This window comes from Streptomyces sp. NPDC053493 (assembly GCF_044544825.1).
Lineage (GTDB): Bacteria > Actinomycetota > Actinomycetes > Streptomycetales > Streptomycetaceae > Streptomyces.
Genome location: NZ_JBITXS010000023.1, coordinates 13,286 through 38,841 on the forward strand (window position 1 = coordinate 13,286; position 25,556 = coordinate 38,841).

Here is a 25,556-nt window from a genome sequence, read left to right on the forward strand (position 1 = left end):
ACGCTTTTGCCGGTGTCCCGTTTTCCGGCGCCCGGCGCGGTGGACAATAAGGGCATGACGCAGCAGGGGGACACCAACTGGTGGGACCAGCTCTACGACGAGTCGGCGCGGGACACCGGCCCGGCGCCGACCGCGGACAGCCTCGACGAGCGCTACGCCTCGGCGTCCCGTACGACGGCCGACGCCCCGGCCCCGCCGCCCGTCGAGATCCCGGCCCCGCCGGCCGCCAAGACCGCGGCCCCGCAGGCCGCGGAGACCCCGGTCCCGCAGGCCGCCGATGCCCCGGCGCCGCCGTCCGTCGAGACCCCGCCGACCGCCGAACCGGCCGAGTCGCCGACCGTGCAGGTGCCCGCGCCCCGGCCGCGCGGCGGGCACGTCGGGAGCCGGCCGCCCACGTACGAGGCGGAGCCCACCGCGCTGCCCGCCGCGCGGCCCGGGGAGCTGGACGCCCTCGTCGCCGACACCGTGCTCGACGGCGCCCGTTACGGCGCCTGCACGCTGCGCGCGGTGTCCGCCCGCGGCGACTCGGCCCGCTTCCGCGGCGAGCCGCGCCGCGACGCGCTGCTGACCGCGCGGTTCGGGCAGGACGAGGACGCCCTGGTGCTCGTCGCCGTCGCCGCCGGACGGCGGGCCACCGAGGACGCCCACCTCGCCGCCGCCGACGTCTGCCGCTGGATCGGCGAAGCTGTCGGCCGCAGCCACGCCCGGCTCTCCGAGGACATCCGTTCCGGCCGCCGCGGCGACCTCAAGTCCGGTCTCCACCGGCTCACCGACCGCACCTACGGTCGGCTGCGCGCCCGCGCCGCCGACCGCGGCCTCGATCCCGACCGCTACGCGGCGAACCTGCGCTGCCTGCTGCTCTCCGCCGATCCCGAGTGCCGCACCCGGGTCTTCTTCGGCGTCGGCCCCGGCGGCCTCTTCCGGCTCCGCGACGGCGCCTGGCAGGACATCGAGCCGCTGCTGCCCGAGCCCTCGGCCACCGTCGGCGCCTTCGTCGTCGGCGGACCCGCGCCCGCCGCGACCACCGCGCCCGGCGGGACCGCCGGGTCCGAGGCCGGGGTGCCCGAGGCCGGCGAGGACGGCGACCGGTCCACCATGAAGCTCGGCGTCACCGAGGCCCCCGGCCGCCCCTTCGTCGAGAAGCCCCTGCCGCCGCCCGCCGAGCCCTTCCGCTTCCGCGCCTCCGTCGCCCGCCCCGGCGACACCCTGCTGCTCGCCTCGCCCGGCCTCGCCGAGCCGATGCGCGGCGAGCCCGCCCTCGCCCGTGAGCTCGCCGCCCGCTGGGCCGGCGCCGAACCGCCCGGCCTCGCCGCCTTCCTCGCCGACACCCAACTGCGCGTCACCGGTTACGCCGACGACCGTACGGCGGCCGCCGTCTGGGAGGCGTAACGTCCCGGCTCATGGGTTGATGGACCCATGGCCAAACAGAATGTCGCAGAACAGTTCGTCGACATCCTCGTGCGCGCGGGCGTCCAGCGCCTCTACGGCGTGGTCGGCGACAGCCTGAATCCCGTCGTCGACGCGATCCGCCGCAACTCCGCCATCGACTGGATCCACGTGCGGCACGAGGAGACCGCCGCCTTCGCCGCCGGCGCCGAGGCGCAGCTCACCGGCCGGCTCGCCGCCTGCGCGGGCTCCTGCGGCCCGGGCAACCTCCACCTGATCAACGGCCTGTACGACGCCCACCGCTCGATGGCCCCGGTCCTCGCCCTGGCCTCCCAGATCCCGTCCGGCGAGATCGGCCTCAGCTACTTCCAGGAGACCCATCCCGACCAGCTGTTCCGCGAGTGCAGCCACTACAGCGAGCTGATCTCCAACCCGCGCCAGATGCCCCGGCTGCTGCACACGGCCATCCAGCACGCCGTCGGCCGGGGCGGCGTCAGCGTCGTGTCGCTGCCCGGCGACATCGCCTCCCAGCCCGCCCCGGACAAGCCGGTCGAGACCGCGCTGGTCACCTCCCGGCCCACCGTCCGGCCCGGCGACGCCGAGATCGACGCCCTCGTACGGATGATCGACGAGGCCGACCGGGTGACGCTGTTCTGCGGCAGCGGCACCGCCGGCGCGCATCCGGAGGTCATGCAGTTCGCCGAACGGGTGAACGCGCCCGTCGGGCACGCGCTGCGCGGCAAGGAGTGGATCCAGTACGACAACCCGTACGACGTCGGGATGAGCGGACTCCTCGGCTACGGCGCCGCCTACGAGGCCACGCACGAGTGCGACCTGCTGATCCTGCTCGGCACCGACTTCCCGTACAACGCCTTCCTGCCGGACGACGTGAAGATCGTGCAGATCGACGTGCGGCCCGAGCGCCTCGGCCGGCGCTCCACGCTGGACCTCGCCGTCTGGGGAGACGTCCGCGAGACGCTGCGCTGCGTCATCCCGCGCGTCCGGGCCAAGACCGACCGCCGCTTCCTGGACAAGATGCTGAAGAAGCACGCCGACGCCCTGGAGGGCGTCGTCAAGGCGTACACCCGCAAGGTCGACAAGCACGTGCCGATCCACCCGGAGTACGTGGCCTCGGTGCTCGACGAACTCGCCGACGACGACGCCGTGTTCACCGTCGACACCGGCATGTGCAACGTCTGGGCCGCCCGCTACATCTCGCCCAACGGGCGGCGGCGGATCATCGGCTCATTCAGCCACGGCTCCATGGCCAACGCGCTGCCGCAGGCCATCGGCGCCCAGTTCACCGACCGCCGGCGGCAGGTCGTCTCCATGTCGGGCGACGGCGGATTCACCATGCTCATGGGGGACTTCCTCACCCTGGTGCAGTACGACCTGCCGGTGAAGGTGGTGCTCTTCAACAACTCCTCTCTCGGCATGGTGGAGTTGGAGATGCTGGTCGCCGGACTTCCCTCGTACGGAACCACCAACAAGAACCCCGACTTCGCCGCCGTCGCCCGCGCCGCCGGCGCCTACGGCGTGCGCGTGGAGAAGCCCAAGCAGCTCGCGGGAGCCCTGAAGGACGCCTTCAAGCACAAGGGCCCCGCCCTGGTGGACATCGTGACCGATCCCAACGCCCTGTCGATTCCGCCGAAGATCAGCGCCGAGATGGTCACCGGCTTCGCCCTGTCCGCCAGCAAGATCGTCCTCGACGGCGGCGTGGGCCGGATGCTCCAGATGGCGCGTTCCAATCTGCGGAACGTACCCAGGCCCTGACGGTCCGTGCACAGGCGATGAATGCGGGCGTGCCGGTGGGGCATGCATCCCCGTGAGCCTGTTCGACGCGACGACGGGGTGGGGGATATGGCCGGGGAGGCGACGCAGCCGACTCAACTGCTCAGAAAGGTGGGATGCGCGGATCTGACCGCGGTACCGGAGGTGCGCCATGCCTTACGGGCGATGCTGGCGACATGGGGCGGACCGGGCGCCACCGACGTCGCGGAACTGCTCACCAGTGAGCTGGTGACCAACGCGCTGATCCACACGGACCACGGAGCGGTCGTCACCGCCACCGTGGAACCGGACCAACTGCGGGTCGAGGTGCGGGACTTCGTTCCCGGACTGGACCGGGACCGGCCGCGCGTACCGGACGCCGACGACGGTACGCACGGCCGGGGCCTGATCCTGGTCCAGGCCCTCGCCGACTCCTGGGGAGTCGAGAACCACGGGGCCGGCAAGGTGGTCTGGTTCGAACTCGAAGGCAGGGCCGCCTGAGGAGGATCCTCGGGCGGCCCTGCCGGGGCCGTGGGGCCCGCTGGTCCGTGGGGCCCGTCGGGGCGCGGGGCCGGCTCAGCCGAACTGCTGCTCCAGGTCGGCGAGTTTGCGCTCCAGGGAGTCCAGGCGGGGCAGCGTCTGGGTGTCGTCCTCGGCGGTGAGGTCCACCGTCCGGGGCTCGCCCGCGCGCGGCTCAGTGCCCTTCACGGCCTGCAGGGAGGGCCGGGGTCGAAGCGGCAGCTGTCCAGGGTCGGCTATGGCGGGCTCCGCGACGGCGGCCTGGACCGCTCCCGTCGCGGAGCCCGCGCCCGTACCCGTGGCGGCGCCGAGCGCCGCCACCTCGACCTGCCGGCCGCCGGCCCGCCCGAACGCGCGGTGCTGGCGGTTCAGCGCCTTCAGCCGCGCCCGGTCCAGCTTGGCCTGCTCCCGCCGGCGGATCCGGTTCTGCTCCTTCTCCCGCCGGTCCTCGCGCACCTCGTCGACCGCCTCGTCCAGGGTGCGTACGCCTTCCAGGAGCATCAGCGACCAGGCGCCGAAGGTCTCCCGGGGCGCCCGCAGCCAGCGGACCATCCGGATCTGCGGCAGCGGCCTCGGGATCAGGCCCTGCTCGCGCAGCGCCGCCCGCCTGGTCTGCTTCAGCGCCCGGTCGAAGAGGACCGCCGCCGACAGGGACATCCCCGCGAAGAACTGCGGGGCGCCCGCGTGGCCCAGGCCGCGCGGCGCGTGCACCCAGTTGAACCAGGCCGCGGCGCCCGCGAAGGTCCATACGAGCAGGCGCGAGCCGAGGGCCGCGTCACCGTGGCTGGCCTCCCGGACGGCGAGCACCGAACAGAACATCGCGGCGCCGTCGAGGCCGAACGGGACCAGGTACTCCCAGCCGCCGGTGAGGTTGAGGTTCTGCCGGCCGAAGCCGACGAGCCCGTGGAAGGAGAGCGCCGCCGCGACCGCGGCGCAGCAGAAGAGCAGGACGTAGGAGGCGGTGCCGTAGACGGCCTCCTTGCGTCTGCGGCGCTCCTCGCTGCGCTCCCAGGAGTCGTCGGCCGCGGCCTGGTCACCGGCGCGCCTGCCGCGCGCGAGCACCGCCACCGCCGTCAGGATTCCCGCCACCATCACGACGCCCGGAAGCAGCCAGTCCAGCGATATGTCGGTCAATCTCATTGCGGTGTCCCTTGCCTCGCAGTAGTGCGTCGTGCCTCGCAGGAGGGCGATACGGCGGCCCATACTGGCCGACCGGGCGGGGCGGGCACGGGGTTTCGGGGCAAGAGCACGCCATCGGGGCCGTACGGCATACGAATAGGTGCGATCTGGTCGAACTGCCGCCCGAAGGTGCGGAGTCGTGTTCGACCGCCGTCACCCCCGCGGGTGGCGTGGCGCCGTCACGGCACGAGGTGGTCAGGCGGTCGCGGCCAGCCGGCGGACCCGCTCCGCGTCCGAGGTGCGCGGACACGTCAGACAGGTGTCCTCGGGCCGCAGCGTGTAGAAGAAGCAGCAGGTGGCCCGGTCGCGGGTGGAACGCGTCGTGCCGCAGACCTCCGCCGAGCCCGCGAGCTCGCGGAAGCCCGCCGCTCCGACGTACGGCCTGGCCGTGCCCGGCATGAGCCGCTCCAGCTCGGCCAGCGCCCGCTGCTCCTCGCCGAGGAGCGCCGCGATGTACCAGAGGCCCTCGACGATCTCGTCCGTCACCATGCCCCACAGGGCGCGCCGGCCGCGCCGCATCCGGGGCCCGAAGCCGGCCAGCACCTCCTCGAAGTGCTCGGCGAGCGCCGCGCGGGCCTCCGCCCGCAGGGCCTCCTCGTTCGCGACCACCCGGGCGCCGGGCAGCGCCGCGGCCGGGTCGCCCGGCAGGCAGGCGAACTCCTCCACGCGCACCGCGAGCCGGCCGTGGTCGCGCTGGAGGGCCACGTTCCGGGCGGGCAGCCGGGGCACCCTGCGGTGCAGGAACCAGGGCAGCGTCACCAGCAGGCAGACCGGCCAGGCGTAGCGGTGCAGACCGAAGCTCGCCACGACATCCGCCCGTGCCGGGCGGCCGTGGTCCCGCCGCACCTGTGCCTCGTCCCAGGCGAGGAAGGCGTCGAGGCCTTCTCCGCCGGCGCCCAGCTCGTCCGCGCCGACCCAGCCCGCACCGCGCGGCAGCCCTTCCCCGAGGCCCCGCTCCTCGACGCACAGGCCGGTGAACACCTCGCCGAGCCGCGCGTAGGCGGGTGCGACGGGGGAGTCGGGCGAGGCGGGGAGGGACGGCAGCAGAGCGGGCACGGCCATACGGGACCACCGAATCGCGATCGTTAGCAGGTTAGCCTTACCTTACCCGATGCTTTCGGTGTTTGAACTGCGGCGCCGTCCGCCTATCGTGCACGGGGGACACCGGCCGCGCGAGCCGGGCCCGGCACGACGGCGCAGGAGGACCCGGGTGGAGCAGAGCGGCACGCGCGGGCGGACGGGCGACCCGTTCCGCCCGGCGGCGGACGGCGACGCCGCGGCCGGGTACGCGACGGACGGCGGCGCGGCGGACGGGTCCGCGGGCGCGCGCGGCGCGGCGGTGCGCGTGCCCGGTCAGGCCCGCGCCCATGACGTACGCGGCGAGCACACCCACAGCGAGCCGCCGTCGCCCGGCCCGCTGCCCCGGCCCGTGCAGCGCCACTCCGTGCGCGGGCAGATCCTCCAGGCCCTGCGCACGGCCCTCGTCGGCGGCGACCTCGTCCCCGGCGAGGTCTACTCCGCACCCGTCCTCGCCGAACGATTCGGCGTCTCCGCCACCCCGGTCCGCGAAGCCATGCAGCAGCTCGCCACCGAAGGCGCCGTCGAGGTCGTGCCCAACCGCGGCTTCCGCGTCACCGAACGCACCCCGCGCGAACTCGCCGAACTCGCCGAGGTGCGGGCCCTGATCGAGGTGCCCGTCATGCTCCGGCTCGCCCGCACCGTCCCCGCCGCCCGCTGGGCCGAACTCCGCCCGCTCGCCGAGGCCACCGCCACCGCCGCCGCCCGCGGCGACCGCGCCCACTACGCCGAGGCCGACCGCGCCTTCCACCGCGCCGTCCTCTCCCTCGCCGGCAACGAACAGCTCCTGCTCGTCGCCGACGACCTCCACCGGCGCTCCCAGTGGCCGCTCGTCAGCGCGCCCGCCACCCGCCACGGCGAACTCGTCGCCGACGCCGCCGAGCACACCGCGCTCCTCGACGCCCTCGTCGCCCAGGATCTCGCGGTCGTTTCGTCCCTCGTACGAGAGCACTTCACCGGAGCGCAGGACTGACGACTAAGGTCGACGCCATCAGCCCGTCCCGTTCGTCCACGCGTTCTTCCCTTCCCGCCGCGCCGACCGAGAGGTGTCCATGCCGTCCGTCCGCGCGGAGCGCCCCGGGGCCGCGGCCCTGCTCGGCTGGCTCACCGATCCCGAGGCTCCCCGCCTCTGTCTCGTCAGCGGCGCGCCCGGGCTGCTCGACTGGCTCGCCGCGCACGGCCCGCGCGCCGCGGGCCGGCACCGTACCGTACGGGCGCTCGTCCCGCTGACCGGGCGCACCGCGCTCGGCACGGCCTGGGCCGTCGCCGACCGCCTCGGCGTCGTGGCCGCGTCACCGGGCGACCTCGTCCGCGCCCTCGCCACCGCCGAGAACGGCCGCGCCGCCCGCACCGTCCTGATCCTGCCGGACCTGCACGGCGCGGCCGAGCCGGCCGCCGTCGCCGCGCTCGTGGCGGACCTGGCCCGCCTCGGACGGGTCCGGCTGGTCGTCGAGACGCGGCCGGACACGGCGGAGCACGCGCTGCTCGCGGCGGGCGAACGGGTCGCTGTCGTCGCGGAGGAGGAGCCGGACACCGGCCCGCCCGAACCCGCGGCCCCGCCCTTCGTGGACCTGTCCGACCCGGTGGCCGTGTGCGGCGCCGATCCCGTCGCCGTCACCACCGGCTACGTACGGGACGAGGGCGACGACCACGGCGGGCTGCGGACGGCCTGGACGCGGGCCGGGCAGGCCCTGTGCGCGGCCCGGACGCCGGCCGAGCGGGCCCTCGGACTGCTCGCCGTCCTCGGCGACGGCGCCGACCCGCGGCTGCGGCCCGCGCTCGGCGAACTCGCCGGGCCGGCGCCGTGGCGGGTCCGGTGGACCCGCGTCACCGGCGACGTCGCCCCGCCCTGGCCCGGGCCGGTCGCCGCGCTCGCCGCCCAGGACGGCACACTGCTCGTCGCCGACCTGGGCGGGACGGTGCGGCTGCTCGCGGCGGCCGACGCCCGGCCGCTCGGCCGGCTCGACCACCCGGTGGGCGGGCGCGTCACGGCGCTCGCGCCCGCACCCGACGGCACGGTGCTGCTCCTCGACGAACGCGGCCGGCTGCACACCGTACGCGGACGCGAGCCGCGGGCGCCCTATCTGCAACGGCTCACCACGGCCGTGACCGCGACGCTGACCCGGCACCCGGGCACGGCCCTGGCCGCGATCGCCGGTTCCGTCGTCGTCGGCGACCGGCTGGGCTCCGTGCACGCCTTCGGCCTCACCGGCCTGCACCAGGCGGCGCTGCACAGCGGCCGGGTCACGGCGGTGGCGGCGGTCGAGTCGGCGACGCCCTTCGTGTGCAGCGGCGGCGCGGACGGAGCCGTACGGCTCTGGACGCCCGGCCGCGACGCCGATCCGGCGCCGCTCACCGAACGCCCCTCACCGGTCGTCTCGCTCGCCGCGACCGAGACCCCGCACGGCCCGGTCCTCGCGGCCGCCTGGGCCGACGGCGTCGTCGAACTGCACCGCCTCGAACAGCGCACCCGCACGCCCTTCCGCCCGGGCCCTCCGGTCCGCGCGGTGACCACGACACCGGACGGCGCCCTGATCGTCGGCCTCGACGACGCCCTGCTCCGCCTGGAGCCCCGCACCTGACCACCGGACGGCCTGCCCGTCCGGCCGAGCGGGCCCATGGACCGCTGAAGACAACTGCCTCAGATCGCCGGACGGGGCGTCAACTGCGTGGACAGCCAGGTCGGGACGCCGCCCAGGAGACGGAACAGGCGGGTCGCCTCGGCGCGCAGCCGGCCCGCCTCCGGTTCGGGTTCGGTGGCGGCGAGCGAGGCGAGGGCCGGGGCCGTGCCGACCAGGAAGCCCAGTTCCTCGCGGATCCGCAGGGATTCGGCGAAGCCGTGCCGGGCCTCGGCCAACTCGCCTTCGCGCAGCGCCAGTCCGGCCAGATGGCGCCAGGTCGTGGAGAGCAGGAGCGGGTCGTCGTGGGCGGTCGCGCTCTCGTGGGCGCGGCGGTACGCGGCGCGGGCCGCCTGCGGCGAGTCGCCGAGGTTCTGCGCGATCAGACCGCGGCGCAGGTCGAGGAGCGCGCGGTCGCGGGTCTCGGGGCCGATCAGGGCGGCCGCGCGGCCGAGCGCCGCCCGGGCCTCGTCGGCCCGGTCCCGTACGCCGAGGAGCGTGGACGCGTAGGCCAGATAACCCCGTTCGCAGGCCGCGGCCCCGCGTTCCTCGTCCGTCTGCGCCACCGCCTCCGCCGCCCGCAGCGCCTCCTCGGCGTCGGCCCAGCCCTGCTCCGTGTACAGGCAGCGCTCGATCAGCAGGGCCGCCCGTTCGAGGGCCGCGGCCGGTTCGGCCGCGCGGGGCGCGAGGAGTGCGGCGGCGTCCGTCCAGCAGCCGCGCGAGCGAAGTCTCCAGACCGCGGTCTCCAGTGGGGTTCCCCGGCCGTACGCCACATTGCCCTCCCCGAGCGCGCCATCGAGCTGTGAGTAGGACGGCATCTCAGCACGAACCCGAGGGACCGGCCAAGGGGTCGGGTGAAAGTTTTCACAAAGGGAGGGCGCCGGGAAACACCGGCGGACGGGGCCGACGGCCGGTCGAACCTGCCGGACCGTCAGCTCCCTTGATCACCCGATGAGATGAAGCGGTGCGGGTGACGTCCCGCTTCACCCGTTCAGCTCATGCGCAGGGCCAGGAAGAAGTCCAGCTTGTCCTCCAGACGGGACAGGTCCCGGCCGGTGAGCTGCTCGATCCGTCCCACTCGGTAGCGCAGCGTGTTCACGTGCAGGTGGAGGCGGGTCGCGCAGCGCGTCCAGGAGCCGTCGCAGTCCAGGAAGGCCTCCAGGGTCGGGATGAGCTCGGCCCGGTGCCGGCGGTCGTAGTCCCGCAGCGGGTCCAGGAGGCGGGCCGTGAAGGCCCGGCGGACGTCGTCCGGCACGAACGGCAGCAGCAGGACGTGCGAGGCCAGCTCGTGGTGGCCGGCCGCGCAGACCCGGCCCGGGCGGGCGGCGGCCACCCGGCGGGCGTGCCGGGCCTCCTCCAGGGCGCCGCGCAGCCCCTCGGCGGAGTGCACGGCGGCGCTGACGCCCAGGGTGAGCCGGCCGTCGTCGGCGAGCCCTGCGGACAGCGGGGCGCGCACGGAGGCGAGCAGCGCGTCGGCGTGCAGGCCGAGCGCCACCGGCGGCATGTCGTCCTCGCTGTCCGGGAGCGGCGCGGCGGCGAGCGGCACCAGCGCGATGGCCTCGTCGCCGCTGTGCGCGACGGCGATCCGGTCGGCGGAGTCGGCACCCGAGGCGGCCGGGTCGACCAGGATCTCCTCCAGCAGCGCCTGGGCGACGGGCCCGGTGTCGACGGTGTTCTGGCCGGCCTCCTGCTCCCACTCGACGCGGGCGACGACGACCTGCCAGTGCGGCGCGGTGCCCAGGCCGGGCAGGAGCACCGGCGCGGCGACGCGGAGGCGGGCGGCGATCTCGGCGGGCGCGGCGCCCGTCTGGACCAGCTCCAGGACCTCCTGGGCGAGTCTGCGCCGCACCGTGCGGGCGGCGTCGCGCCGGTCCCGCTCGACGGCGATCAGCTGGGTGACGCCCTGCAGCAGGTCGAGCCGGGCGGCCGGCCAGTCGCCGGCGTCGGCCTCGACGGCGAGCAGCCAGTCGGACAGCACGGTCTCGCGCACGTCGCGCGAGGCGGGCGCCGCGCCGCGGCCGGTGTTGCGGATCGGGAAGAGGGAGTAGGCCGTTCCGGCGATGTTCAGCCGGTGCGGGCCGCGCCGGCCGGTGCGGGTGGCGGCCAGGTGCTCGCCCGCGAGCGTGGCGGCGAGACCCGGGTCCAGAGGGTCCCCGGCGCCCGCGATCCGGCGGCCGGTGGGGGAGAGCACCCAGGCCCTCAGGTCCAGGTCGGAGCCCAGGAGGTCCAGGACGACCTCGGGGCCGCCGCCGGCCGGCCCGGAGGTCATCAGGCGCCGGTGGCGGTCGACGACGGCGGCGAGGTCGCCGGCCCGCTCGCCGGAGACCTGTCGAACAACGTGCTCGGTGATCGTCGCGAACGCAACGGATTCGTTCACCGCGAACAGCGGCAGCCGGTGGCGTGAACACGCCGCTACGAGATCGTCCGGGATGTCGCCGAGCTCGGCCTCGCCGGCCGCCAGGGCGGCCACCCCGGCGGACGCCAGGATCCGGACGAAGGGCTCGGCGTCGGCCGGGTCCCGCAGCCAGGCCAGGCCCGTGAGGACCAGCTCGCCGCCGGACAGGTAGCGACTGGGGTCCTTGAGGTCCGTCGTCATCACGCCGCGGACGGTGCGGTCGAGCTCGTCGTCGCCGCCGAGCAGGCGCAGCCCCAGCGCGTCGTTCTCCAGCAGTGCGCGCAGCCGCATGATGTCGCCGCCGTTCCTTGTCGTCAGGGGGTGAGTGGGTGTCGCGTTGTCGTCGGTGGCGTGGTGCCCGCGTTTCCGGGGGGAAACGGTGAGGTGGCTGTTCCTCGCCTTTCGTTCGAATCTACAAGACGAGGATGGCAGCCAGCCAACCGCTTCATGGTTTCTGTCACTGCACCCCGAGGTCGGGGCCTTGTGTACTAGGCCACACACCGCGTGAACAGCACATGAACTGCACGTCGAGGGCCGGCCGTCTCCTTGGCCCGTACGACCCCCCGATCACTAGAAGCTTCAGAAGAGAGCCACCATGGACTTCCTTCGCCCCGCCAGCTGGGAGGAGGCGCTCGCCGCCAAGGCAGCGCACCCCACGGCCGTGCCCATTGCGGGTGGTACGGACATCATGGTCGAGATCAACTTCGACCACCGCCGTCCCGAGTACCTCCTGGACCTGAACCGGATCGAGCTGCTGCGCGAGTGGGAGGTCGGCGAGGAGAACGTCCGGCTGGGCGCCTCCGTTCCGTACACCCAGATCATGGAGAACCTGCGCGAGGAGCTGCCGGGCCTGGCCCTGGCCTCGCACACGGTCGCCTCCCCGCAGATCCGTAACCGCGGCGGCGTCGGCGGCAACCTGGGCACCGCCTCCCCGGCCGGTGACGCCCACCCCGCGCTGCTCGCGGCGGGCGCCGAGGTCGAGGTCGAGTCGGTGCGCGGCACCCGGTTCATCCCGATCGACGAGTTCTACACGGGCGTGAAGCGCAACGCGCTGGAGCCCGACGAGCTCATCAAGACCGTGCACGTCAAGAAGGCGGACGGTCCCCAGCAGTACTCCAAGGTCGGCACCCGCAACGCGATGGTCATCGCCGTGTGCGCCTTCGGTCTCGCCCTGCACCCGGAGACCCGCACCGTGCGGACCGGCATCGGCTCGGCGGCCCCCACCCCGATCCGCGCCAAGGAGGCCGAGGCCTTCCTGAACGCGGCTCTGGAGGAGGGCGGCTTCTGGGAGAGCGGCAAGATCATCACCCCCTCGATCGCGAAGCAGTTCGCCGAGCTCTGCTCCGGCGCCGCCAACCCGATCGACGACGTGCGAGGCACCGCCAAGTACCGCCGCCACGCCGTCGGAATCATGGCTCGCCGCCAGCTCGGCTGGACCTGGGAGCAGTACCGCGGCACCGGCCGCACGCTTGAGGGAGCTGCATAACCATGCGCGTGAATTTCACGGTCAACGGTCGTCCGCAGGAAGCCGACGACGTCTGGGAGGGCGAGTCGCTCCTCTACGTTCTGCGTGAGCGCCTGGGCCTGCCCGGCTCCAAGAACGCCTGCGAGCAGGGCGAGTGCGGCTCCTGCACGGTCCGCCTGGACGGCGTGCCGGTCTGTTCCTGCCTGGTCGCCGCCGGTCAGGCCGAGGGCCGCGACGTGGTCACCGTCGAGGGTCTCGCGGAGTACGCCAAGCAGCGCGAGGAGCACGGCCACGGTGGCGGCTGCGCCTCCGGCGCCTGCGGCACCTCGCTCGACGAGGCCAAGCAGTGGCAGGCCAAGCCCGGTCAGGACTCGCAGACCGGCGAGGGCGTCGAACTGTCCCCGATCCAGCAGGCGTTCATCGACGCCGGCGCCGTGCAGTGCGGTTTCTGCACGCCCGGTCTGCTGGTCGCGGCCGACGAGATGCTGGAGCGCAACCCGTCCCCGTCGGACGCGGACATCCGTGAGGCGCTCTCCGGCAACCTCTGCCGCTGCACGGGTTACGAGAAGATCCTCGACGCGGTCCGCCTCGCGGCCGCTCGCCAGGAGCGCCAGGGAGAGGCGGTCTGACCATGGCTCAGCACACACGCACCGTTCCGGCGGGTACGCCCACCAACGTCACCCAGAACCACACCCAGGGCGGCGTCGGCGCGTCCACCCTCCGCCCCGACGGCACCCTGAAGGTCACCGGCGAGTTCGCCTACTCCTCGGACATGTGGCACGAGGACATGCTGTGGGGCCAGATCCTGCGCTCCACCGTCGCGCACGCCGAGATCGTGTCCATCGACACCTCCGAGGCCCTCACCATGGACGGCGTCTACGCCGTCCTGACGCACGAGGACCTGCCGGCCGCGAAGAACTACGGCATGGAGTTCCAGGACACCCCGGTCCTCGCCTACGGCAAGGTCCGGCACCACGGTGAGCCGGTCGCCCTCGTGGCCGCAGACCACCCGGAGACCGCCCGCCGGGCCGCCGCCAAGATCAAGGTCGAGTACCGCGAGCTGCCCGTCATCACGGACGAGGCCTCCGCCCTCGCCCCGGACGCGATCCTGGTCCACGAGAACCGCGACGACCACCACGCCGGTCACGTCCCGCACCCGAACATCGTGCACCGCCAGCCGATCATCCGCGGCAACGCCGACGAGGCCGCCAAGCGCGCCGACGTCATCGTCAAGGGCGAGTACACCTTCGGCATGCAGGACCAGGCCTTCCTCGGCCCCGAGTCCGGCCTCGCCGTACCGGCCGAGGACGGCGGCGTCGACCTGTACGTCGCCACCCAGTGGCTGCACTCGGACCTCAAGCAGATCGCGCCCTGCCTCGGCCTGCCCGAGGAGAAGGTGCGGATGACCATGGCCGGCGTCGGCGGCGCCTTCGGCGGCCGCGAGGACATCTCGATGCAGATCCTCGCGTCGGTCCTCGCGCTGCGCACCGGCAAGCCCGTCAAGATGGTCTACAACCGGTACGAGTCCTTCTTCGGCCACGTCCACCGGCACCCGGCGAAGCTCTACTACGAGCACGGCGCCACCAAGGACGGCAAGCTCACGCACATGAAGTGCAAGATCGTGCTCGACGGCGGCGCCTACGCGTCGTCCACGGCCTCGGTCGTCGGCAACGCCTCCTCCCTCTCGGTCGGCCCGTACGTCATCGACGACGTCGAGATCGAGGCGATCGGCCTCTACACCAACAACCCGCCCTGCGGCGCCATGCGCGGCTTCGGCGCGGTCCAGGCCTGCTTCGCCTACGAGGCCCAGATGGACAAGCTCGCGGCCAAGCTGGGCATGGACCCGGTGGAGCTGCGCCAGCTCAACGCCATGGAGCAGGGCACGATCATGCCGACCGGCCAGGTCGTGGACTCGCCGGCCCCGGTCGCCGAGCTGCTGCGCCGGGTCAAGGCCCGCCCGCTGCCGCCGGAGCGCCAGTGGGAGACCGCCGGCGAGGGCGCGGACGTCCGCGCGCTGCCGGGCGGCCTGTCCAACACCTCGCACGGCGAGGGCGTGGTCCGGGGCGTCGGCTACGCGGTCGGCATCAAGAACGTCGGCTTCTCCGAGGGCTTCGACGACTACTCGACCGCCAAGATCCGCATCGAGGTCATCAACGGCGAGGCCGTCGCCACGGTCCACACCGCCGCGGCGGAGGTCGGCCAGGGCGGCGTCACCATCCACGCCCAGATCGCCCGTACCGAGCTCGGCGTCCAGCAGGTCACCATCCACCCCGCCGACACCCAGGTGGGCTCGGCCGGTTCGACCTCCGCGGGCCGCCAGACGTACATGACCGGCGGCGCCATCAAGAACTCCTGCGAGATCGTCCGCGAGAAGGTCCTGGAGATCGGCCGGCGCAAGTTCGGCTCCTACCACCCGGCGTGGGCCAACGCCGAACTCCTCCTGGAGGGCGGCAAGGTCGTCACCGACGGCGGCGAGGCCCTCGCCTCGATCGCCGACGTCCTCGAGAACGAGGTCGTGGAGGTCGAGGAGGAGTGGCGGCACCGTCCCACCCAGGCCTTCGACCTCGTCACCGGCCAGGGCAACGGCCACGTGCAGTACGCCTTCGCGGCGCACCGCGCGGTCGTGGAGGTCGACACCGAGCTCGGCCTGGTCAAGGTCATCGAACTGGCCTGCGCCCAGGACGTCGGCAAGGCGGTCAACCCGCTCTCCGTGGTCGGCCAGATCCAGGGTGGCACCACCCAGGGCCTGGGCGTCGCGGTGATGGAGGAGATCATCGTCGACCCGAAGACCGCGAAGGTCAGGAACCCCTCCTTCACGGACTACCTGATCCCCACCATCCTCGACACGCCGACCATCCCGGTCGACTACCTCGAGCTGGCCGACCCCAACGCGCCGTACGGCGTGCGGGGCATCGGCGAGGCCCCGACCCTGTCGTCCACGCCGGCCGTCCTCGCGGCGATCCGGGCGGCGACGGGCCTGGAGCTCAACAAGACGCCGGTCCGCCCCGAGGCGCTCACCGGCACCCTGTAAGACCTCTCCGGACGGTGCGTGCCTCCCCGGAACGTCACACTTCCTCCCCAGCCCGCACCGTCCGGAGAAACCCCCGCAGTACCCCGTAGTGCCCCCGCAGTACCCCGCAGTACCCGAGCAGTGCCAGCAGTACCGATTCACCCCGTTCGTCTCGGGCCGTCCCCCGGGTCGTGCAGCCAACGAAAGATCCCAAATCCCGCAGCTTCACAGATCAGATGCACAGAAGTCTGATGCGGGTGCCCCTTTGAACCTTGGGAGTAGGCCCCATGACCCAGTCGTCAGTGGAGCCCAAGACCACGGCCGAGGACGCGGGCAGCGGCTCGCGCAATCCCGCCGGCAGGTCTTGGCTCGACCGGTACTTTCACATCTCGGAGAGAGGATCCTCCGTCGCGACGGAGATCCGCGGCGGCGTCACCACCTTCATGGCGATGGCGTACATTCTCCTGCTCAACCCCCTGATCCTCTCCGGCAAGGATGTCGACGGCAACGTCCTCAGCCAGCCCGCGCTGATCACCGCAACGGCGCTCTGCGCGGCCGCCACCACCCTCCTCATGGGTTTCTGGGGCAAGGTCCCGCTGGCCCTCGCCGCCGGTCTCAGCGTCTCCGGCGTGATGGCCTCGCAGGTCGTACCGGTCATGACCTGGCCGCAGGCCATGGGCATGTCGGTCGCGTACGGCGCCGTGATCTGTCTCCTGGTCGTCACCGGCCTGCGCGAGATGATCATGAACGCGATACCGCTCGCGCTCAAGCACGCCATCACCATCGGCATCGGCCTCTTCATCGCGATCATCGGCTTCGTCAAGGCCGGCTTCGTGCACGAGAACCCGGCCCCGGGAGGCGGCCCCGTCTCCCTCGGCCCGGCCGGTGAACTCCAGGGCTGGCCCGTCCTGATCTTCGCCTTCACGCTGCTGCTCATCTTCGCGCTGCAGTCCCGCAACATCCCCGGCGCGATCCTCATCGGCATCGTCACCGGCACCGTCGTCGCGGCCATCCTCAACGCGGTCGCCGACATCCCGGCCACGGCCTGGTTCTCCGGCGCGCCGGAGCTGCACGGCAGCGCCGTCTCCGCCCCGGACTTCTCGCTCATCGGCGACGTGTCCTTCAGCGGCTGGGGCGACGTCGGCTACATCACGATCACCATGATCGTCTTCACCCTGGTGCTCGCCGGCTTCTTCGACGCCATGGCCACCATCCTGGGCGTCGGCACCGAGGCCAAGCTCGCCGACGACCGCGGCCGCATGCCGGGCCTGTCCAAGGCCCTGTTCATCGACGGCGCCGGCGGCATCCTCGGCGGCGCGGGCGGCGCCTCCGGCCAGACCGTCTTCGTCGAGTCCGCCACCGGCGTCGGCGAGGGCGCCCGCACCGGCCTGGCCTCCGTGGTCACCGGCGCGTTCTTCGCCCTGTGCCTCTTCTTCACGCCGCTCACCGCGATCGTGCCGCAGGAGGTCGCCGCCGCGGCCCTCGTCGTCATCGGCTCGATGATGATGCAGAACGCCAAGCACGTGGACTGGAGCGACCGCTCCGTCGCGATCCCGGTGTTCCTCACCGTGGTCCTGATGCCCTTCACGTACACCATCACCACCGGTGTCGCGGCCGGCGTCATCTCCTACGCGGTCATCAAGAGCGCGCAGGGCAAGGCGAGGGAGGTCGGCGGCTTCATGTGGGCGCTGACCGGTGTCTTCGTCATCTACTTCGCGATCCATCCCATCGAGGGCTGGCTCGGCGTCGGCTGACGCCCGTAACGTCGCCCTCCCACACCATCCGAGGAGTTCGCAATGCTGGACATCGCCGAAGAGCTGCACCGGTGGGTCGAGCAGGGACGTGACTTCGCCGTCGCCACCGTCGTGGCGGTCGGCGGCAGCGCGCCCCGGCAGCCGGGCGCCGCGCTCGCCGTCGACGCCGACGGCACGGCGATCGGGTCCGTCTCCGGCGGGTGTGTGGAGGGCGCCGTCTACGAACTGTGCCAACAGGCCCTCGAGGACGGCAGAACCGTCACCGAGCGCTTCGGCTACAGCGACGAGGACGCCTTCGCGGTCGGTCTGACCTGCGGCGGCATCATCGACATCCTCGTCACCCCGGTCCGCGGCGGGGTCTTCCCCGCCGCGCTCGCCGCCGCCGTCTCGGGCGAGGCCGCGGCGCTCGCGCGGATCGTCTCGGGCCCGGAGGACCTGTTGGGGCAGGCCCTCCTGGTCCGGCCCGACGGTTCGTACGAGGGCGGGCTCGGCGGCCACCCCGAGCTCGACCGCACCGCGGCCGGCGAGGCCCGCGCCATGCTGGACGGCGGCCGCACCGGCACCGTCGAGATCGGCGAGGACGGCAGCCGCTGCGGACAGCCGCTCACCCTCCTCGTGGAGTCCTCCGTCCCCGCCCCGCGGATGATCGTCTTCGGCGCCATCGACTTCGCCTCCGCGCTCGTCCGGGTCGGCAAGTTCCTCGGCTACCACGTCACCGTCTGCGACGCCCGCCCCGTCTTCGCCACGAAGACCCGCTTCCCCGACGCCGACGAGATCGTCGTCGACTGGCCCCACCGCTTCCTCGAGGCCGCCGCCGAGGCGGGCGACATCGACGGCCGCACCGTGCTGTGCGTGCTCACCCACGACGCCAAGTTCGACGTGCCGCTGCTGCGGATCGCCCTCCGGCTTCCCGTCGCCTACGTCGGCGCGATGGGCTCCCGGCGCACCCACGAGGACCGCAACAAGCGCCTGCGCGAGGTCGGCGTCACCGAACTCGAACTCGCCCGGCTGCGCTCCCCGATCGGCCTCGACCTCGGCGCCCGTACGCCGGAGGAGACGGCGCTGTCCATCGGCGCCGAGATCGTCGCCAACCGGCGCGGCGGCAGCGGCGCCTCCCTGACCGGCGCGCACACCCCGATCCACCACGACGGCCCGCGCGCACCGGCCGGCCGCATCGGATCGGTCGCCTAAAGAGTGCCGGCCGCCGCTTTCACCGGCGCCCCGTTTCCCGCCTCGTAGCGGTCCCGCGAAGGCCTCCCGCCCGTTCGCCCGCGTCCCTGTCCTGAGCTTCCTGGCCCTCCCGGCGAGGGCCGGAACGAGGGAGGCATGGCGGACACGGCACGGCCGGGAACGGTGATCGGCGGGCGCTACACCCCGACCCGTCCGCTCTGCGCGGGCGGATCCGGCAGGGTCTGGCAGGCGCACCACCCGGTGCTCCGCGTCGACGTGGCGGTCGAACAGGTCCGGCTCGACGGGCCGTTGCCCGACGAGGCGCGGGCCGAACTCCTCGCCCGCGCCGCCCGCGAGGCCCGCCACGCGGCCCGGCTGCGGGACCATCCGCACATCGTCACCGTCCACGACGTGGCCGAGGCCGACGAGGGCGCCTGGACGGTCCCCTGGATCGTGATGCAGTGGGTGGACGGCCACTCGCTCGCGGACGAACTCGCGGCCCACGGACCGCTGTCCGCCGAGCGGACGGCCGTGGTCGCCCGCGCGCTGCTCGGCGCCCTCGACGCCGCCCACCGCGCCGGCGTCGTGCCCGGGCGGGCGACCTCGAGGTTCGCCGGGGCCTTGTACGACGACCCGGACGACGTGGAGGACCCGTGACGCGCCCGCGGCGCCCGCACGGCGGGCGCGGGGCTCAGCCCTTGCGCAGGCCGTGCAGCAGCAGCTCGGCGAGCTGCTCGTAGGCCGCCGCGTCGGCCAGGCCGGTCGCGGCGGCGACCTGGCGCTGCTGGATGCGGACCATCACGGAGGCGATCACGTCGGCCGCGAAGGTCACGTGGACCTCGCGGAAGACACCGGCGCTCACGCCCTCCTCGATGAGCTGCTGGACGCGGCCGGCGGCGGCGCGGGTGTTGCGCTCGTAGACCTCGGCGGCCGGTTCGAAGGCGGCCAGGTCGTCGAAGAACTGCCGGGAGACCGGAGCCAGTTCGGCGGACACGGCACGCAGGTACGCGGCCAGGCGCTCGGCGGGATCGGTCTCGGCGGCGAGTTCGGCCTCGACGCGGACGGTGGCGCGCCGGAAGAAGTGCACCACGGCGGCGCGGACGAGCTGCTCCTTGCTGCCCGCGAGGCCGTAGAGCGTGCGCTTGGAGCAGTGCAGCCGGGCGGCGAGGTCGTCGAGGGTCAGCTGGGCGAAGCCCTCGCCCACCAGGAGCGCCACGAGTTCCTCGAACAGCTCGGAGCGTCGGGCGGCGCCGCGGCCGGTGAGCCGGGGAGCGCCTGCGGCGGAGGTCTCGATCACCCGAACAGTATGCCGGGTCGACCCGGTCGGGGGGTTACGCGACCGGCCTTCTGCGCTACGCTAACCGGTACTGCGGTACCCCTCGCAGTACCGTTTCGCAGTTCGCAGCACAGCTCGCGTTGTGCGTCGTGATGGAGTCGCCATGGATGTCGACCGCCTGCTTCCCACCCCCGAGGCAGCGGACCTCATCGCTCTCACGCGGGAGATCGCCGACAAGGAGCTCGCCCCCCGCGCCGACGAGCACGAGGCCGCCGAGACGTACCCGGAAGGCCTGTTCACGACCCTGGGCCGGGCCGGGCTGCTGGGCCTCGCCTACCCCGAGGAGTTCGGCGGCGGAGGCCAGCCCTACGAGGTCTACCTCCAGGTCCTCGAGGAGCTCGCCGCCCGCTGGGCCGCCGTGGCCGTCGCCACCAGCGTCCACACCCTCGCCTGCCACCCGCTGCACACCTTCGGCACCGCCGAGCAGAAGGAGCGCTGGCTGCCGGAGATGCTGGCGGGCCGGCTCGTCGGCGGCTACAGCCTCTCCGAGCCGCAGGCCGGCTCCGACGCCGCCGCGCTCGCCTGCAAGGCCGAGCGCACCGAGGACGGCGCCTACCGCGTCACCGGCACCAAGGCGTGGATCACCCACGGCGGCAAGGCCGGCTTCTACGCCCTGTTCGCCCGCACCGCGCCCGGCAGCCACGGCATCTCCTGCTTCCTGGCGCCCGGCGCCACCGAGGGCCTCAGCTTCGGCAAGCCCGAGCGCAAGATGGGCCTCCAGGCGGTCCCCACCACCTCCGCCTACTGGGACGGCGCGCTGATCGACGCCGACCGGCGCATCGGCGCCGAAGGCCAGGGCCTCCAGATCGCCTTCAGCGCGCTCGACTCCGGACGCCTCGGCATCGCCGCCTGCGCGACCGGCCTCGCCCAGGCCGCGCTGCGCGCCGCCGTCGCGTACGCCAACGAGCGCACCACCTTCGGCCGGAAGATCATCGACCACCAGGGCCTCGGCTTCCTGCTCGCCGACATGGCCGCAGCCGTCGACGCGGCCCGCGCCACCTACCTCGACGCGGCCCGCCGACGCGACCTCGGCCGGCCCTTCAGCCGCCAGGCCAGCGCGGCCAAGCTGATCGCGACGGACACGGCGATGAAGGTCACCACGGACGCGGTCCAGGTCCTCGGCGGCTACGGCTACACCCGTGACTTCCCGGTCGAGCGCTACATGCGCGAGGCCAAGATCATGCAGATCTTCGAGGGCACCAACCAGATCCAGCGCCTGGTGATCAGCCGCGGCCTGACGGCCTGACCGCCCGCGCCGCCGGGCGTCCGCGCCGCCGGCCGCCCGCCGGTCCGGCTCCGGTTGCCGGGGCGGGCCGCCGGGCGTACGCCGGAAGAGGGGATCCCGATCCGCAGGTTCCGGAGAGGAGTCCCATCATGCTCGGCGATCTGATCGGTGACGAACAGGGCCAGACGACAGGAATCCGGGTGGTCTCGGTCGACGGCGGTCACCCGCACGTGGAGGCGTCCTTCCAGGCGACCGGCACGCTGCTGGGCGTGGCGGTCACCGACCTGGGCACGTACGACTCGGTGATGGAGGCGGACGGCACGCTCTTCGGGGACGGCCAGGGCTGCATCATGACCCAGGACGGCGACATCATCACCTGGCACGGCACCGGCGTCGGCCACATGAACGGGTCCGGCGGGTTCAGCTACCGCGGCTCGATCTTCTTCGAGTCCGCGTCACCGAAGTTCAGCCGCCTCAACGGGACGGCCGGCGTGTTCGAGTACGAGGAGGACAAGGACGGCAAGAACACGGCCAAGGTCTGGGAATGGAAGTAGGGCGCGCGCAGCGCGCGAGCAGTGCACACACACGGCGGCCCTGCCCGGGCCGCCGGTTCGTACGAGGAGATTCATGGACATCGCAGGTTCCGCCGCGCTCGTCACCGGTGCCGCCTCCGGGCTCGGGGCCGCCACCGCCGCCGCGCTCGCCGCCAAGGGCGCGACCGTCTACGGCCTGGACCTCGACAAGGCCGTGGCCGGCGCCGAGGCGCCCGCGGACGGGGTGACGCTGCTCGCGGCCGACGTCACCGACGAGGAGCAGGTGCGGACCGCGCTCGCGCGGATCGAGGAGGACGGGGCCGAGCTGCGGCTCGCCGTCAACTGCGCCGGGATCGCGCCCTCCGCGCGGGTGCTCGGCCGCAAGGGCCCGCACGACCTGGCGCTGTTCCGTACGGTCCTGGACGTCAACCTGGTCGGCACCTTCAACGTGATGCGGCTCGCCGCCGAGGCGATCGCGCGGCGCGAGCCGGACGACAACGGGCAGCGCGGACTCGTCGTCAACACCGCCTCCATCGCCGCCTTCGAGGGCCAGGTCGGCCAGATCGCGTACGCCGCCTCGAAGGCCGGCGTCGCCGGGATGACCATCACCGCCGCCCGTGACCTCGCCCAGTACGGCATCCGGGTCGTCACGATCGCCCCGGGCATCGTCGACACCCCGATGATGGCCGGCTTCAGCGACGAGATCCGCGCCGGGCTCGCCGCGAGCGTCACCTTCCCGCAGCGGCTCGCCCGCCCCGAGGAGTACGCCCGCCTGGTCACCATGATCGCCGAGCACGACTACCTCAACGGCGAGACCGTCCGGATGGACGGCGCTCTGCGCATGGCCGCCCGCTGACCTGCACGGTGGCACCAAGTGCCGCTGCGCGAGGGATCCGAGTGTTAGGTTGCGGGTATGAGTACCCACCCCGCCAAGCCCTCGATGCGTGACTCCCTCGTCGCGGCGGCCTTCCAGCTCTTCCTGGAGCGCGGCTACGAGCAGACGACGATCGACGACATCGTCAGGACGGCCGGGGTCGGCCGGAGGTCCTTCTTCCGCTACTTCCCGTCCAAGGAGGACGTGGTCTTTCCCGACCACGAGCAGAGCCTCGCCGACATGACCGCGTTCCTCGCCGCGAGCGCGGACACCGACGACCCGCTGGTCCGCGTCTGCGAGGCCACCCGGCTCGTCATGCGGATGTACGCCGAGAACCCCACCTTCTCCGTCCAGCGCTACCGCCTCACCCGCGAGGTCACCGGCCTGCGGACGTACGAGCTCTCGGTCGTCTGGCGGTACGAGAAGACCCTCGGCGACTACCTGCGCACCCGGTTCGCCGACCGCCGCGACGGCACCCTGCGGGCCAACGTGGTCGCCGCGGCCGTCGTCGCCGCCCACAACCACGCCCTGCGCCACTGGCTGCGCTCCGGCGGCGAGGGCGACCCGCTGGCCGAGGTCGACCGGGCGCTGGAGTTCGTCCGCGAGACCTGGAGCCCGGACGCGGGCCCGGCCGGCCCGGCGGGGGAGCAGGAGACCGACGACGTGGTCGTGGTCATCGCCAAGCGGTCCACCCCGATGTGGCGCGTGGTGCGCGAGGTCGAGGCGAGCCTCGGCGAGAACTGAGGTACGCCGGGGACACGGGGGGATCTCAGTATCGTCAATTGAGGGAACTCAGGTCTTTATTTGCTGGCACTCAGTGCCATATGTTTGCTCCATGCACGGTTGAGCCGCCGAGTGCAAGGAGAACCATCGTGTTCCACACGGGATCCACGGGTCTGCGGAACGGGACCACCGCCGTCCTGGCCGAGGAGTCGGCCACCGAGCCCGAGCTCTACTTCCAGCGCTGCCGCTGGTGCCACACCACCACCTTCCAGCGCCTGCTCTGCCCGACCTGCGGGTCGACGGACCTCGCCCCCGAACTCAGCGCGGGCGAAGGCGTCATCTCCGTACGGCGCGCCTTCACGGCGGCCCAGGCCGACCTCTGGCCGGTCCACATGGCCGAGGGCTTCGTGGTGCGCTGCCGGGTCGACGGACCGCCGCACGCGGTGCGCCCCGGCGTGCGCGTCCGGCTCGCCCACGACGGCGCCGGCGCGGGCCGCAGGCCGGTCGTCCGGCTCTGCGAGGAGGTCGCGCTGGACGGCTGGTTCTGAGCGCGCCCGGCGGGCGGACAGGAAGAAAGGGGCGGGTGGCACAGAGTGCCACCCGCCCCTTTCGGTGCGGGTCGATCAGCGGGCGCCGATCTCGTCCGTCAGCTGCGGCAGCACGGCGAACAGGTCACCGACCACGCCGTAGTCGACCAGGTCGAAGATCGGGGCCTCCGGGTCCTTGTTGACCGCCACGATCGTCTTCGAGGTCTGCATGCCGGCCCGGTGCTGGATCGCACCGGAGATGCCCGCCGCGATGTACAGCTGCGGCGAGACCTGCTTGCCGGTCTGGCCCACCTGGTTGGAGTGCGGGTACCAGCCCGCGTCCACCGCGGCACGCGAGGCGCCGACCGCCGCACCGAGCGAGTCGGCCAGCTTCTCGACGACCTCGAAGCCCTCGGCCGCGCCCACGCCGCGACCGCCCGAGACCACGATCGCCGACTCGGTCAGCTCCGGACGGCCGGTGGACACGCGCGGGGTGCGCGAGACGACCTTGGCGGCGTTGCCGCTGAAGGCCACGGACACGTTCTCCACCGCGCCCGCGGCCGGAGCCGCCTCCGGCGCCGCCGAGTTCGGCTTGACGGTGATGACCGGCACGCCGTGCGAGACGGCCGACTTCACCTGGTACGAGGCGGCGAACACCGACTGGGTGGCGACCGGGCCGTTCTCGCCGGCCTCCAGCTCCACCGCGTCCGTGATCAGACCGGAGCCCAGGCGCAGCGCCACGCGCGCCGCGACCTCCTTGCCCTCGCCCGAGGAGGTCACCAGCACCGCGCCGACGCCCTTGTCCTTGGCGATCTGGGTGAGCGCGTCGACCTTCGGCACGACCAGCTGGTCGGCGAACTCGGCGCCGTCCGCCACGTACACGGTCGCGGCGCCGTACTCGCCGGCCGTCGCGGCGATCGAGGCCGCGGCCTCGCCGGCACCGAGGACGACCGCCGAGGGCTCGCCGAGCCGGCGGGCCAGCGTGAGCAGTTCGAGGGCCGGCTTGCGGACCGCACCGTCGGCGTGGTCCACGAGAACCAGGATCTCAGCCATGATTCCTTGCTCCTGAGGGATGGTGACGGTGGGTCAGATGAACTTCTGGGCGGACAGGAACGCGGCGAGCTGCTTGCCGCCGTCGCCCTCGTCCGTGACGATCGTGCCCTGCGTACGCGCCGGCCGCGCCGCGACCGACTCGACCAGGGTCCAGGAGCCCGCGAGACCGACCTCGTCGGCGTCGATGCCGAGGTCGTCCAGGTCCAGCTCCTCGACCGGCTTCTTCTTCGCGGCCATGATCCCCTTGAAGGAGGGGTAACGGGCCTCGCCCGACTGGTCGGTGACCGACACGACCGCCGGCAGCGGGGCCTCCAGCTGCTCGCTGGCGGCGTCGCCGTCCCGGCGGCCCTTCACCACGCCGCCCTCCACCGAGACCTCGGACAGCAGCGTGATCTGCGGCAGGCTCAGCCGCTCGGCCAGCAGCGCCGGCAGCACGCCCATGGTGCCGTCCGTCGAGGCCATGCCGCACACGACCAGGTCGAAACCGGTCTTCTCCAGGGCCTTGGCGAGGATCGCGGAGGTGCCGATGACGTCGGTGCCGTGGATGTCCTCGTCGTTGACGTGCACGGCCCTGTCGGCGCCCATCGACAGCGCCTTGCGCAGCGCGTCCTTGGCGTCGTCCGGGCCGACCGTCACGACGACGACCTCGGCGTCGTCCGCCTCCTCGGAGATGCGCAGCGCCTGCTCGACGGCGTACTCGTCGAGCTCCGAGAGGAGACCGTCGACGTCGTCGCGGTCGACGGTCAGGTCGTCGGCGAAACCGCGGTCGCCGGTGGCGTCGGGAACGTACTTCACACAGACAGCGATCTTCAGGGTCACGGCCTGTCTCCTTTCAACGGGCAGATGATCAGGGGAGGTTGCGGGCCATGACGATGCGCTGGACCTGGTTGGTGCCTTCGTAGATCTGGGTGATCTTGGCGTCGCGCATCATGCGCTCGACGG

General features: G+C 73.2%; 24 protein-coding genes. 16 read left to right on the forward strand and 8 right to left on the reverse strand.

From position 1 onward, the window contains the following. Nucleotides 1-54: 54 nt before the first annotated feature. From ACIGO8_RS33575 to ACIGO8_RS33585, 3 genes are all read left to right on the forward strand, one after another. Entirely contained in the window at nt 55-1,389 is a 1,335-nt protein-coding gene (locus tag ACIGO8_RS33575; RefSeq protein ID WP_399738695.1) for a protein phosphatase 2C domain-containing protein, read from the forward strand. Nucleotides 1,390-1,416: 27 nt separating this feature from the next. Then, the gene (locus ACIGO8_RS33580; RefSeq protein WP_399738698.1) at nt 1,417-3,159 is read left to right on the forward strand and encodes a pyruvate dehydrogenase; all 1,743 of its coding nucleotides are present in this window, start codon (nt 1,417-1,419) and stop codon (nt 3,157-3,159) included. 87 nt (nt 3,160-3,246) lie between these two features. Then, complete coding sequence (locus ACIGO8_RS33585; protein WP_399738700.1) at nt 3,247-3,657, forward strand: ATP-binding protein; 411 nt, start codon at nt 3,247-3,249, stop codon at nt 3,655-3,657. A gap of 75 nt (nt 3,658-3,732) precedes the next feature. On the opposite strand, the gene ACIGO8_RS33590 is transcribed toward ACIGO8_RS33585, so the two are convergent. Beyond that, a complete protein-coding gene (locus ACIGO8_RS33590; protein WP_399738703.1) occupies nt 3,733-4,815 on the reverse strand; it encodes a DUF2637 domain-containing protein in 1,083 nt (360 codons plus the stop codon). A 234-nt stretch (nt 4,816-5,049) separates the two neighbouring features. Then, a complete protein-coding gene (locus ACIGO8_RS33595) occupies nt 5,050-5,916 on the reverse strand; it encodes a (2Fe-2S)-binding protein (protein WP_399738706.1) in 867 nt (288 codons plus the stop codon). Nucleotides 5,917-6,064: 148 nt separating this feature from the next. On the opposite strand from ACIGO8_RS33595, the gene ACIGO8_RS33600 reads away from it, so the two are divergent. Beyond that, complete coding sequence (locus ACIGO8_RS33600; RefSeq protein WP_399738709.1) at nt 6,065-6,904, forward strand: GntR family transcriptional regulator; 840 nt, start codon at nt 6,065-6,067, stop codon at nt 6,902-6,904. A gap of 79 nt (nt 6,905-6,983) precedes the next feature. Further along, nucleotides 6,984-8,513: a WD40 repeat domain-containing protein gene (locus ACIGO8_RS33605; RefSeq protein ID WP_399738713.1), complete on the forward strand. Its 1,530-nt coding sequence runs from the start codon at nt 6,984-6,986 to the stop codon at nt 8,511-8,513. A gap of 59 nt (nt 8,514-8,572) precedes the next feature. On the opposite strand, the gene ACIGO8_RS33610 is transcribed toward ACIGO8_RS33605, so the two are convergent. After that, nucleotides 8,573-9,367, reverse strand: coding sequence for a hypothetical protein (locus ACIGO8_RS33610; RefSeq protein WP_399738715.1), 795 nt, complete (start codon nt 9,365-9,367; stop codon nt 8,573-8,575). Nucleotides 9,368-9,540: 173 nt separating this feature from the next. Next, nucleotides 9,541-11,235, reverse strand: coding sequence for a PucR family transcriptional regulator (locus ACIGO8_RS33615; protein WP_399738718.1), 1,695 nt, complete (start codon nt 11,233-11,235; stop codon nt 9,541-9,543). Between the two features lie 304 nt (nt 11,236-11,539). Here ACIGO8_RS33615 and ACIGO8_RS33620 point away from each other — a divergent pair, with 304 nt between their 5' ends. The 6 genes from ACIGO8_RS33620 (at nt 11,540) to ACIGO8_RS33645 (ending at nt 19,000) form a co-directional block, all read left to right on the forward strand. After that, a complete protein-coding gene (locus ACIGO8_RS33620) occupies nt 11,540-12,430 on the forward strand; it encodes an FAD binding domain-containing protein (protein WP_399738721.1) in 891 nt (296 codons plus the stop codon). 2 nt (nt 12,431-12,432) lie between these two features. Next, nucleotides 12,433-13,038 (forward strand): (2Fe-2S)-binding protein, encoded by a 606-nt coding sequence (locus tag ACIGO8_RS33625; protein ID WP_399738724.1) that lies wholly within the window; start codon nt 12,433-12,435, stop codon nt 13,036-13,038. A gap of 2 nt (nt 13,039-13,040) precedes the next feature. Beyond that, nucleotides 13,041-15,440, forward strand: coding sequence for a xanthine dehydrogenase family protein molybdopterin-binding subunit (locus ACIGO8_RS33630; protein ID WP_399738727.1), 2,400 nt, complete (start codon nt 13,041-13,043; stop codon nt 15,438-15,440). A gap of 266 nt (nt 15,441-15,706) precedes the next feature. Further along, nucleotides 15,707-17,173 carry an NCS2 family permease gene (locus ACIGO8_RS33635; protein WP_399738730.1) on the forward strand — a complete coding sequence of 489 codons (1,467 nt, stop codon included), beginning with the start codon at nt 15,707-15,709 and terminating at the stop codon, nt 17,171-17,173. A gap of 42 nt (nt 17,174-17,215) precedes the next feature. Continuing rightward, nucleotides 17,216-18,364 carry an XdhC family protein gene (locus ACIGO8_RS33640; RefSeq protein ID WP_399738734.1) on the forward strand — a complete coding sequence of 383 codons (1,149 nt, stop codon included), beginning with the start codon at nt 17,216-17,218 and terminating at the stop codon, nt 18,362-18,364. Nucleotides 18,365-18,499: 135 nt separating this feature from the next. Further along, nucleotides 18,500-19,000, forward strand: coding sequence for a hypothetical protein (locus tag ACIGO8_RS33645; RefSeq protein ID WP_399738736.1), 501 nt, complete (start codon nt 18,500-18,502; stop codon nt 18,998-19,000). A 34-nt stretch (nt 19,001-19,034) separates the two neighbouring features. Here ACIGO8_RS33645 and ACIGO8_RS33650 read toward each other — a convergent pair whose 3' ends face one another. Beyond that, the gene (locus ACIGO8_RS33650; protein ID WP_399738739.1) at nt 19,035-19,640 is read right to left on the reverse strand and encodes a TetR/AcrR family transcriptional regulator; all 606 of its coding nucleotides are present in this window, start codon (nt 19,638-19,640) and stop codon (nt 19,035-19,037) included. A 142-nt stretch (nt 19,641-19,782) separates the two neighbouring features. On the opposite strand from ACIGO8_RS33650, the gene ACIGO8_RS33655 reads away from it, so the two are divergent. From ACIGO8_RS33655 to ACIGO8_RS33675, 5 genes are all read left to right on the forward strand, one after another. Next, nucleotides 19,783-20,925: an acyl-CoA dehydrogenase family protein gene (locus ACIGO8_RS33655; protein ID WP_399738742.1), complete on the forward strand. Its 1,143-nt coding sequence runs from the start codon at nt 19,783-19,785 to the stop codon at nt 20,923-20,925. Nucleotides 20,926-21,053: 128 nt separating this feature from the next. Continuing rightward, nucleotides 21,054-21,458 (forward strand): hypothetical protein, encoded by a 405-nt coding sequence (locus tag ACIGO8_RS33660; RefSeq protein ID WP_399738745.1) that lies wholly within the window; start codon nt 21,054-21,056, stop codon nt 21,456-21,458. Between the two features lie 73 nt (nt 21,459-21,531). Beyond that, nucleotides 21,532-22,293 (forward strand): SDR family NAD(P)-dependent oxidoreductase, encoded by a 762-nt coding sequence (locus tag ACIGO8_RS33665; RefSeq protein WP_399738747.1) that lies wholly within the window; start codon nt 21,532-21,534, stop codon nt 22,291-22,293. Nucleotides 22,294-22,350: 57 nt separating this feature from the next. Further along, the gene (locus tag ACIGO8_RS33670; protein WP_399738750.1) at nt 22,351-23,055 is read left to right on the forward strand and encodes a TetR family transcriptional regulator; all 705 of its coding nucleotides are present in this window, start codon (nt 22,351-22,353) and stop codon (nt 23,053-23,055) included. A gap of 128 nt (nt 23,056-23,183) precedes the next feature. Continuing rightward, the gene (locus ACIGO8_RS33675; RefSeq protein ID WP_399738753.1) at nt 23,184-23,582 is read left to right on the forward strand and encodes a Zn-ribbon domain-containing OB-fold protein; all 399 of its coding nucleotides are present in this window, start codon (nt 23,184-23,186) and stop codon (nt 23,580-23,582) included. 75 nt (nt 23,583-23,657) lie between these two features. Here ACIGO8_RS33675 and ACIGO8_RS33680 read toward each other — a convergent pair whose 3' ends face one another. The 3 genes from ACIGO8_RS33680 to ACIGO8_RS33690 all read right to left on the reverse strand — a co-directional run. Next, nucleotides 23,658-24,614, reverse strand: coding sequence for an electron transfer flavoprotein subunit alpha/FixB family protein (locus ACIGO8_RS33680; protein ID WP_399738756.1), 957 nt, complete (start codon nt 24,612-24,614; stop codon nt 23,658-23,660). Nucleotides 24,615-24,647: 33 nt separating this feature from the next. Beyond that, entirely contained in the window at nt 24,648-25,433 is a 786-nt protein-coding gene (locus tag ACIGO8_RS33685) for an electron transfer flavoprotein subunit beta/FixA family protein (protein WP_399738759.1), read from the reverse strand. Between the two features lie 28 nt (nt 25,434-25,461). After that, nucleotides 25,462-25,556, reverse strand: a 95-nt coding sequence (locus ACIGO8_RS33690; RefSeq protein WP_132919430.1) for an acyl-CoA dehydrogenase family protein, incomplete at its 5' end; no start/stop codon positions are given.

Coding starts and splice junctions, on each gene's coding strand:
- ACIGO8_RS33620 (WP_399738721.1), top strand. CDS start 11,540: ATGGACTTCCTTCGCCCCGCCAGCTGGGAGGAGGCGCTCGCCGCCAAG.
- ACIGO8_RS33625 (WP_399738724.1), top strand. CDS start 12,433: ATGCGCGTGAATTTCACGGTCAACGGTCGTCCGCAGGAAGCCGACGAC.
- ACIGO8_RS33580 (WP_399738698.1), top strand. CDS start 1,417: ATGGCCAAACAGAATGTCGCAGAACAGTTCGTCGACATCCTCGTGCGC.
- ACIGO8_RS33665 (WP_399738747.1), top strand. CDS start 21,532: ATGGACATCGCAGGTTCCGCCGCGCTCGTCACCGGTGCCGCCTCCGGG.
- ACIGO8_RS33595 (WP_399738706.1), bottom strand. CDS start 5,916: ATGGCCGTGCCCGCTCTGCTGCCGTCCCTCCCCGCCTCGCCCGACTCC.
- ACIGO8_RS33640 (WP_399738734.1), top strand. CDS start 17,216: ATGCTGGACATCGCCGAAGAGCTGCACCGGTGGGTCGAGCAGGGACGT.
- ACIGO8_RS33660 (WP_399738745.1), top strand. CDS start 21,054: ATGCTCGGCGATCTGATCGGTGACGAACAGGGCCAGACGACAGGAATC.
- ACIGO8_RS33655 (WP_399738742.1), top strand. CDS start 19,783: ATGGATGTCGACCGCCTGCTTCCCACCCCCGAGGCAGCGGACCTCATC.
- ACIGO8_RS33610 (WP_399738715.1), bottom strand. CDS start 9,367: ATGCCGTCCTACTCACAGCTCGATGGCGCGCTCGGGGAGGGCAATGTG.
- ACIGO8_RS33615 (WP_399738718.1), bottom strand. CDS start 11,235: ATGCGGCTGCGCGCACTGCTGGAGAACGACGCGCTGGGGCTGCGCCTG.
- ACIGO8_RS33670 (WP_399738750.1), top strand. CDS start 22,351: ATGAGTACCCACCCCGCCAAGCCCTCGATGCGTGACTCCCTCGTCGCG.
- ACIGO8_RS33590 (WP_399738703.1), bottom strand. CDS start 4,815: ATGAGATTGACCGACATATCGCTGGACTGGCTGCTTCCGGGCGTCGTG.
- ACIGO8_RS33575 (WP_399738695.1), top strand. CDS start 55: ATGACGCAGCAGGGGGACACCAACTGGTGGGACCAGCTCTACGACGAG.
- ACIGO8_RS33680 (WP_399738756.1), bottom strand. CDS start 24,614: ATGGCTGAGATCCTGGTTCTCGTGGACCACGCCGACGGTGCGGTCCGC.
- ACIGO8_RS33585 (WP_399738700.1), top strand. CDS start 3,247: ATGGCCGGGGAGGCGACGCAGCCGACTCAACTGCTCAGAAAGGTGGGA.
- ACIGO8_RS33635 (WP_399738730.1), top strand. CDS start 15,707: ATGACCCAGTCGTCAGTGGAGCCCAAGACCACGGCCGAGGACGCGGGC.
- ACIGO8_RS33605 (WP_399738713.1), top strand. CDS start 6,984: ATGCCGTCCGTCCGCGCGGAGCGCCCCGGGGCCGCGGCCCTGCTCGGC.
- ACIGO8_RS33645 (WP_399738736.1), top strand. CDS start 18,500: ATGGCGGACACGGCACGGCCGGGAACGGTGATCGGCGGGCGCTACACC.
- ACIGO8_RS33630 (WP_399738727.1), top strand. CDS start 13,041: ATGGCTCAGCACACACGCACCGTTCCGGCGGGTACGCCCACCAACGTC.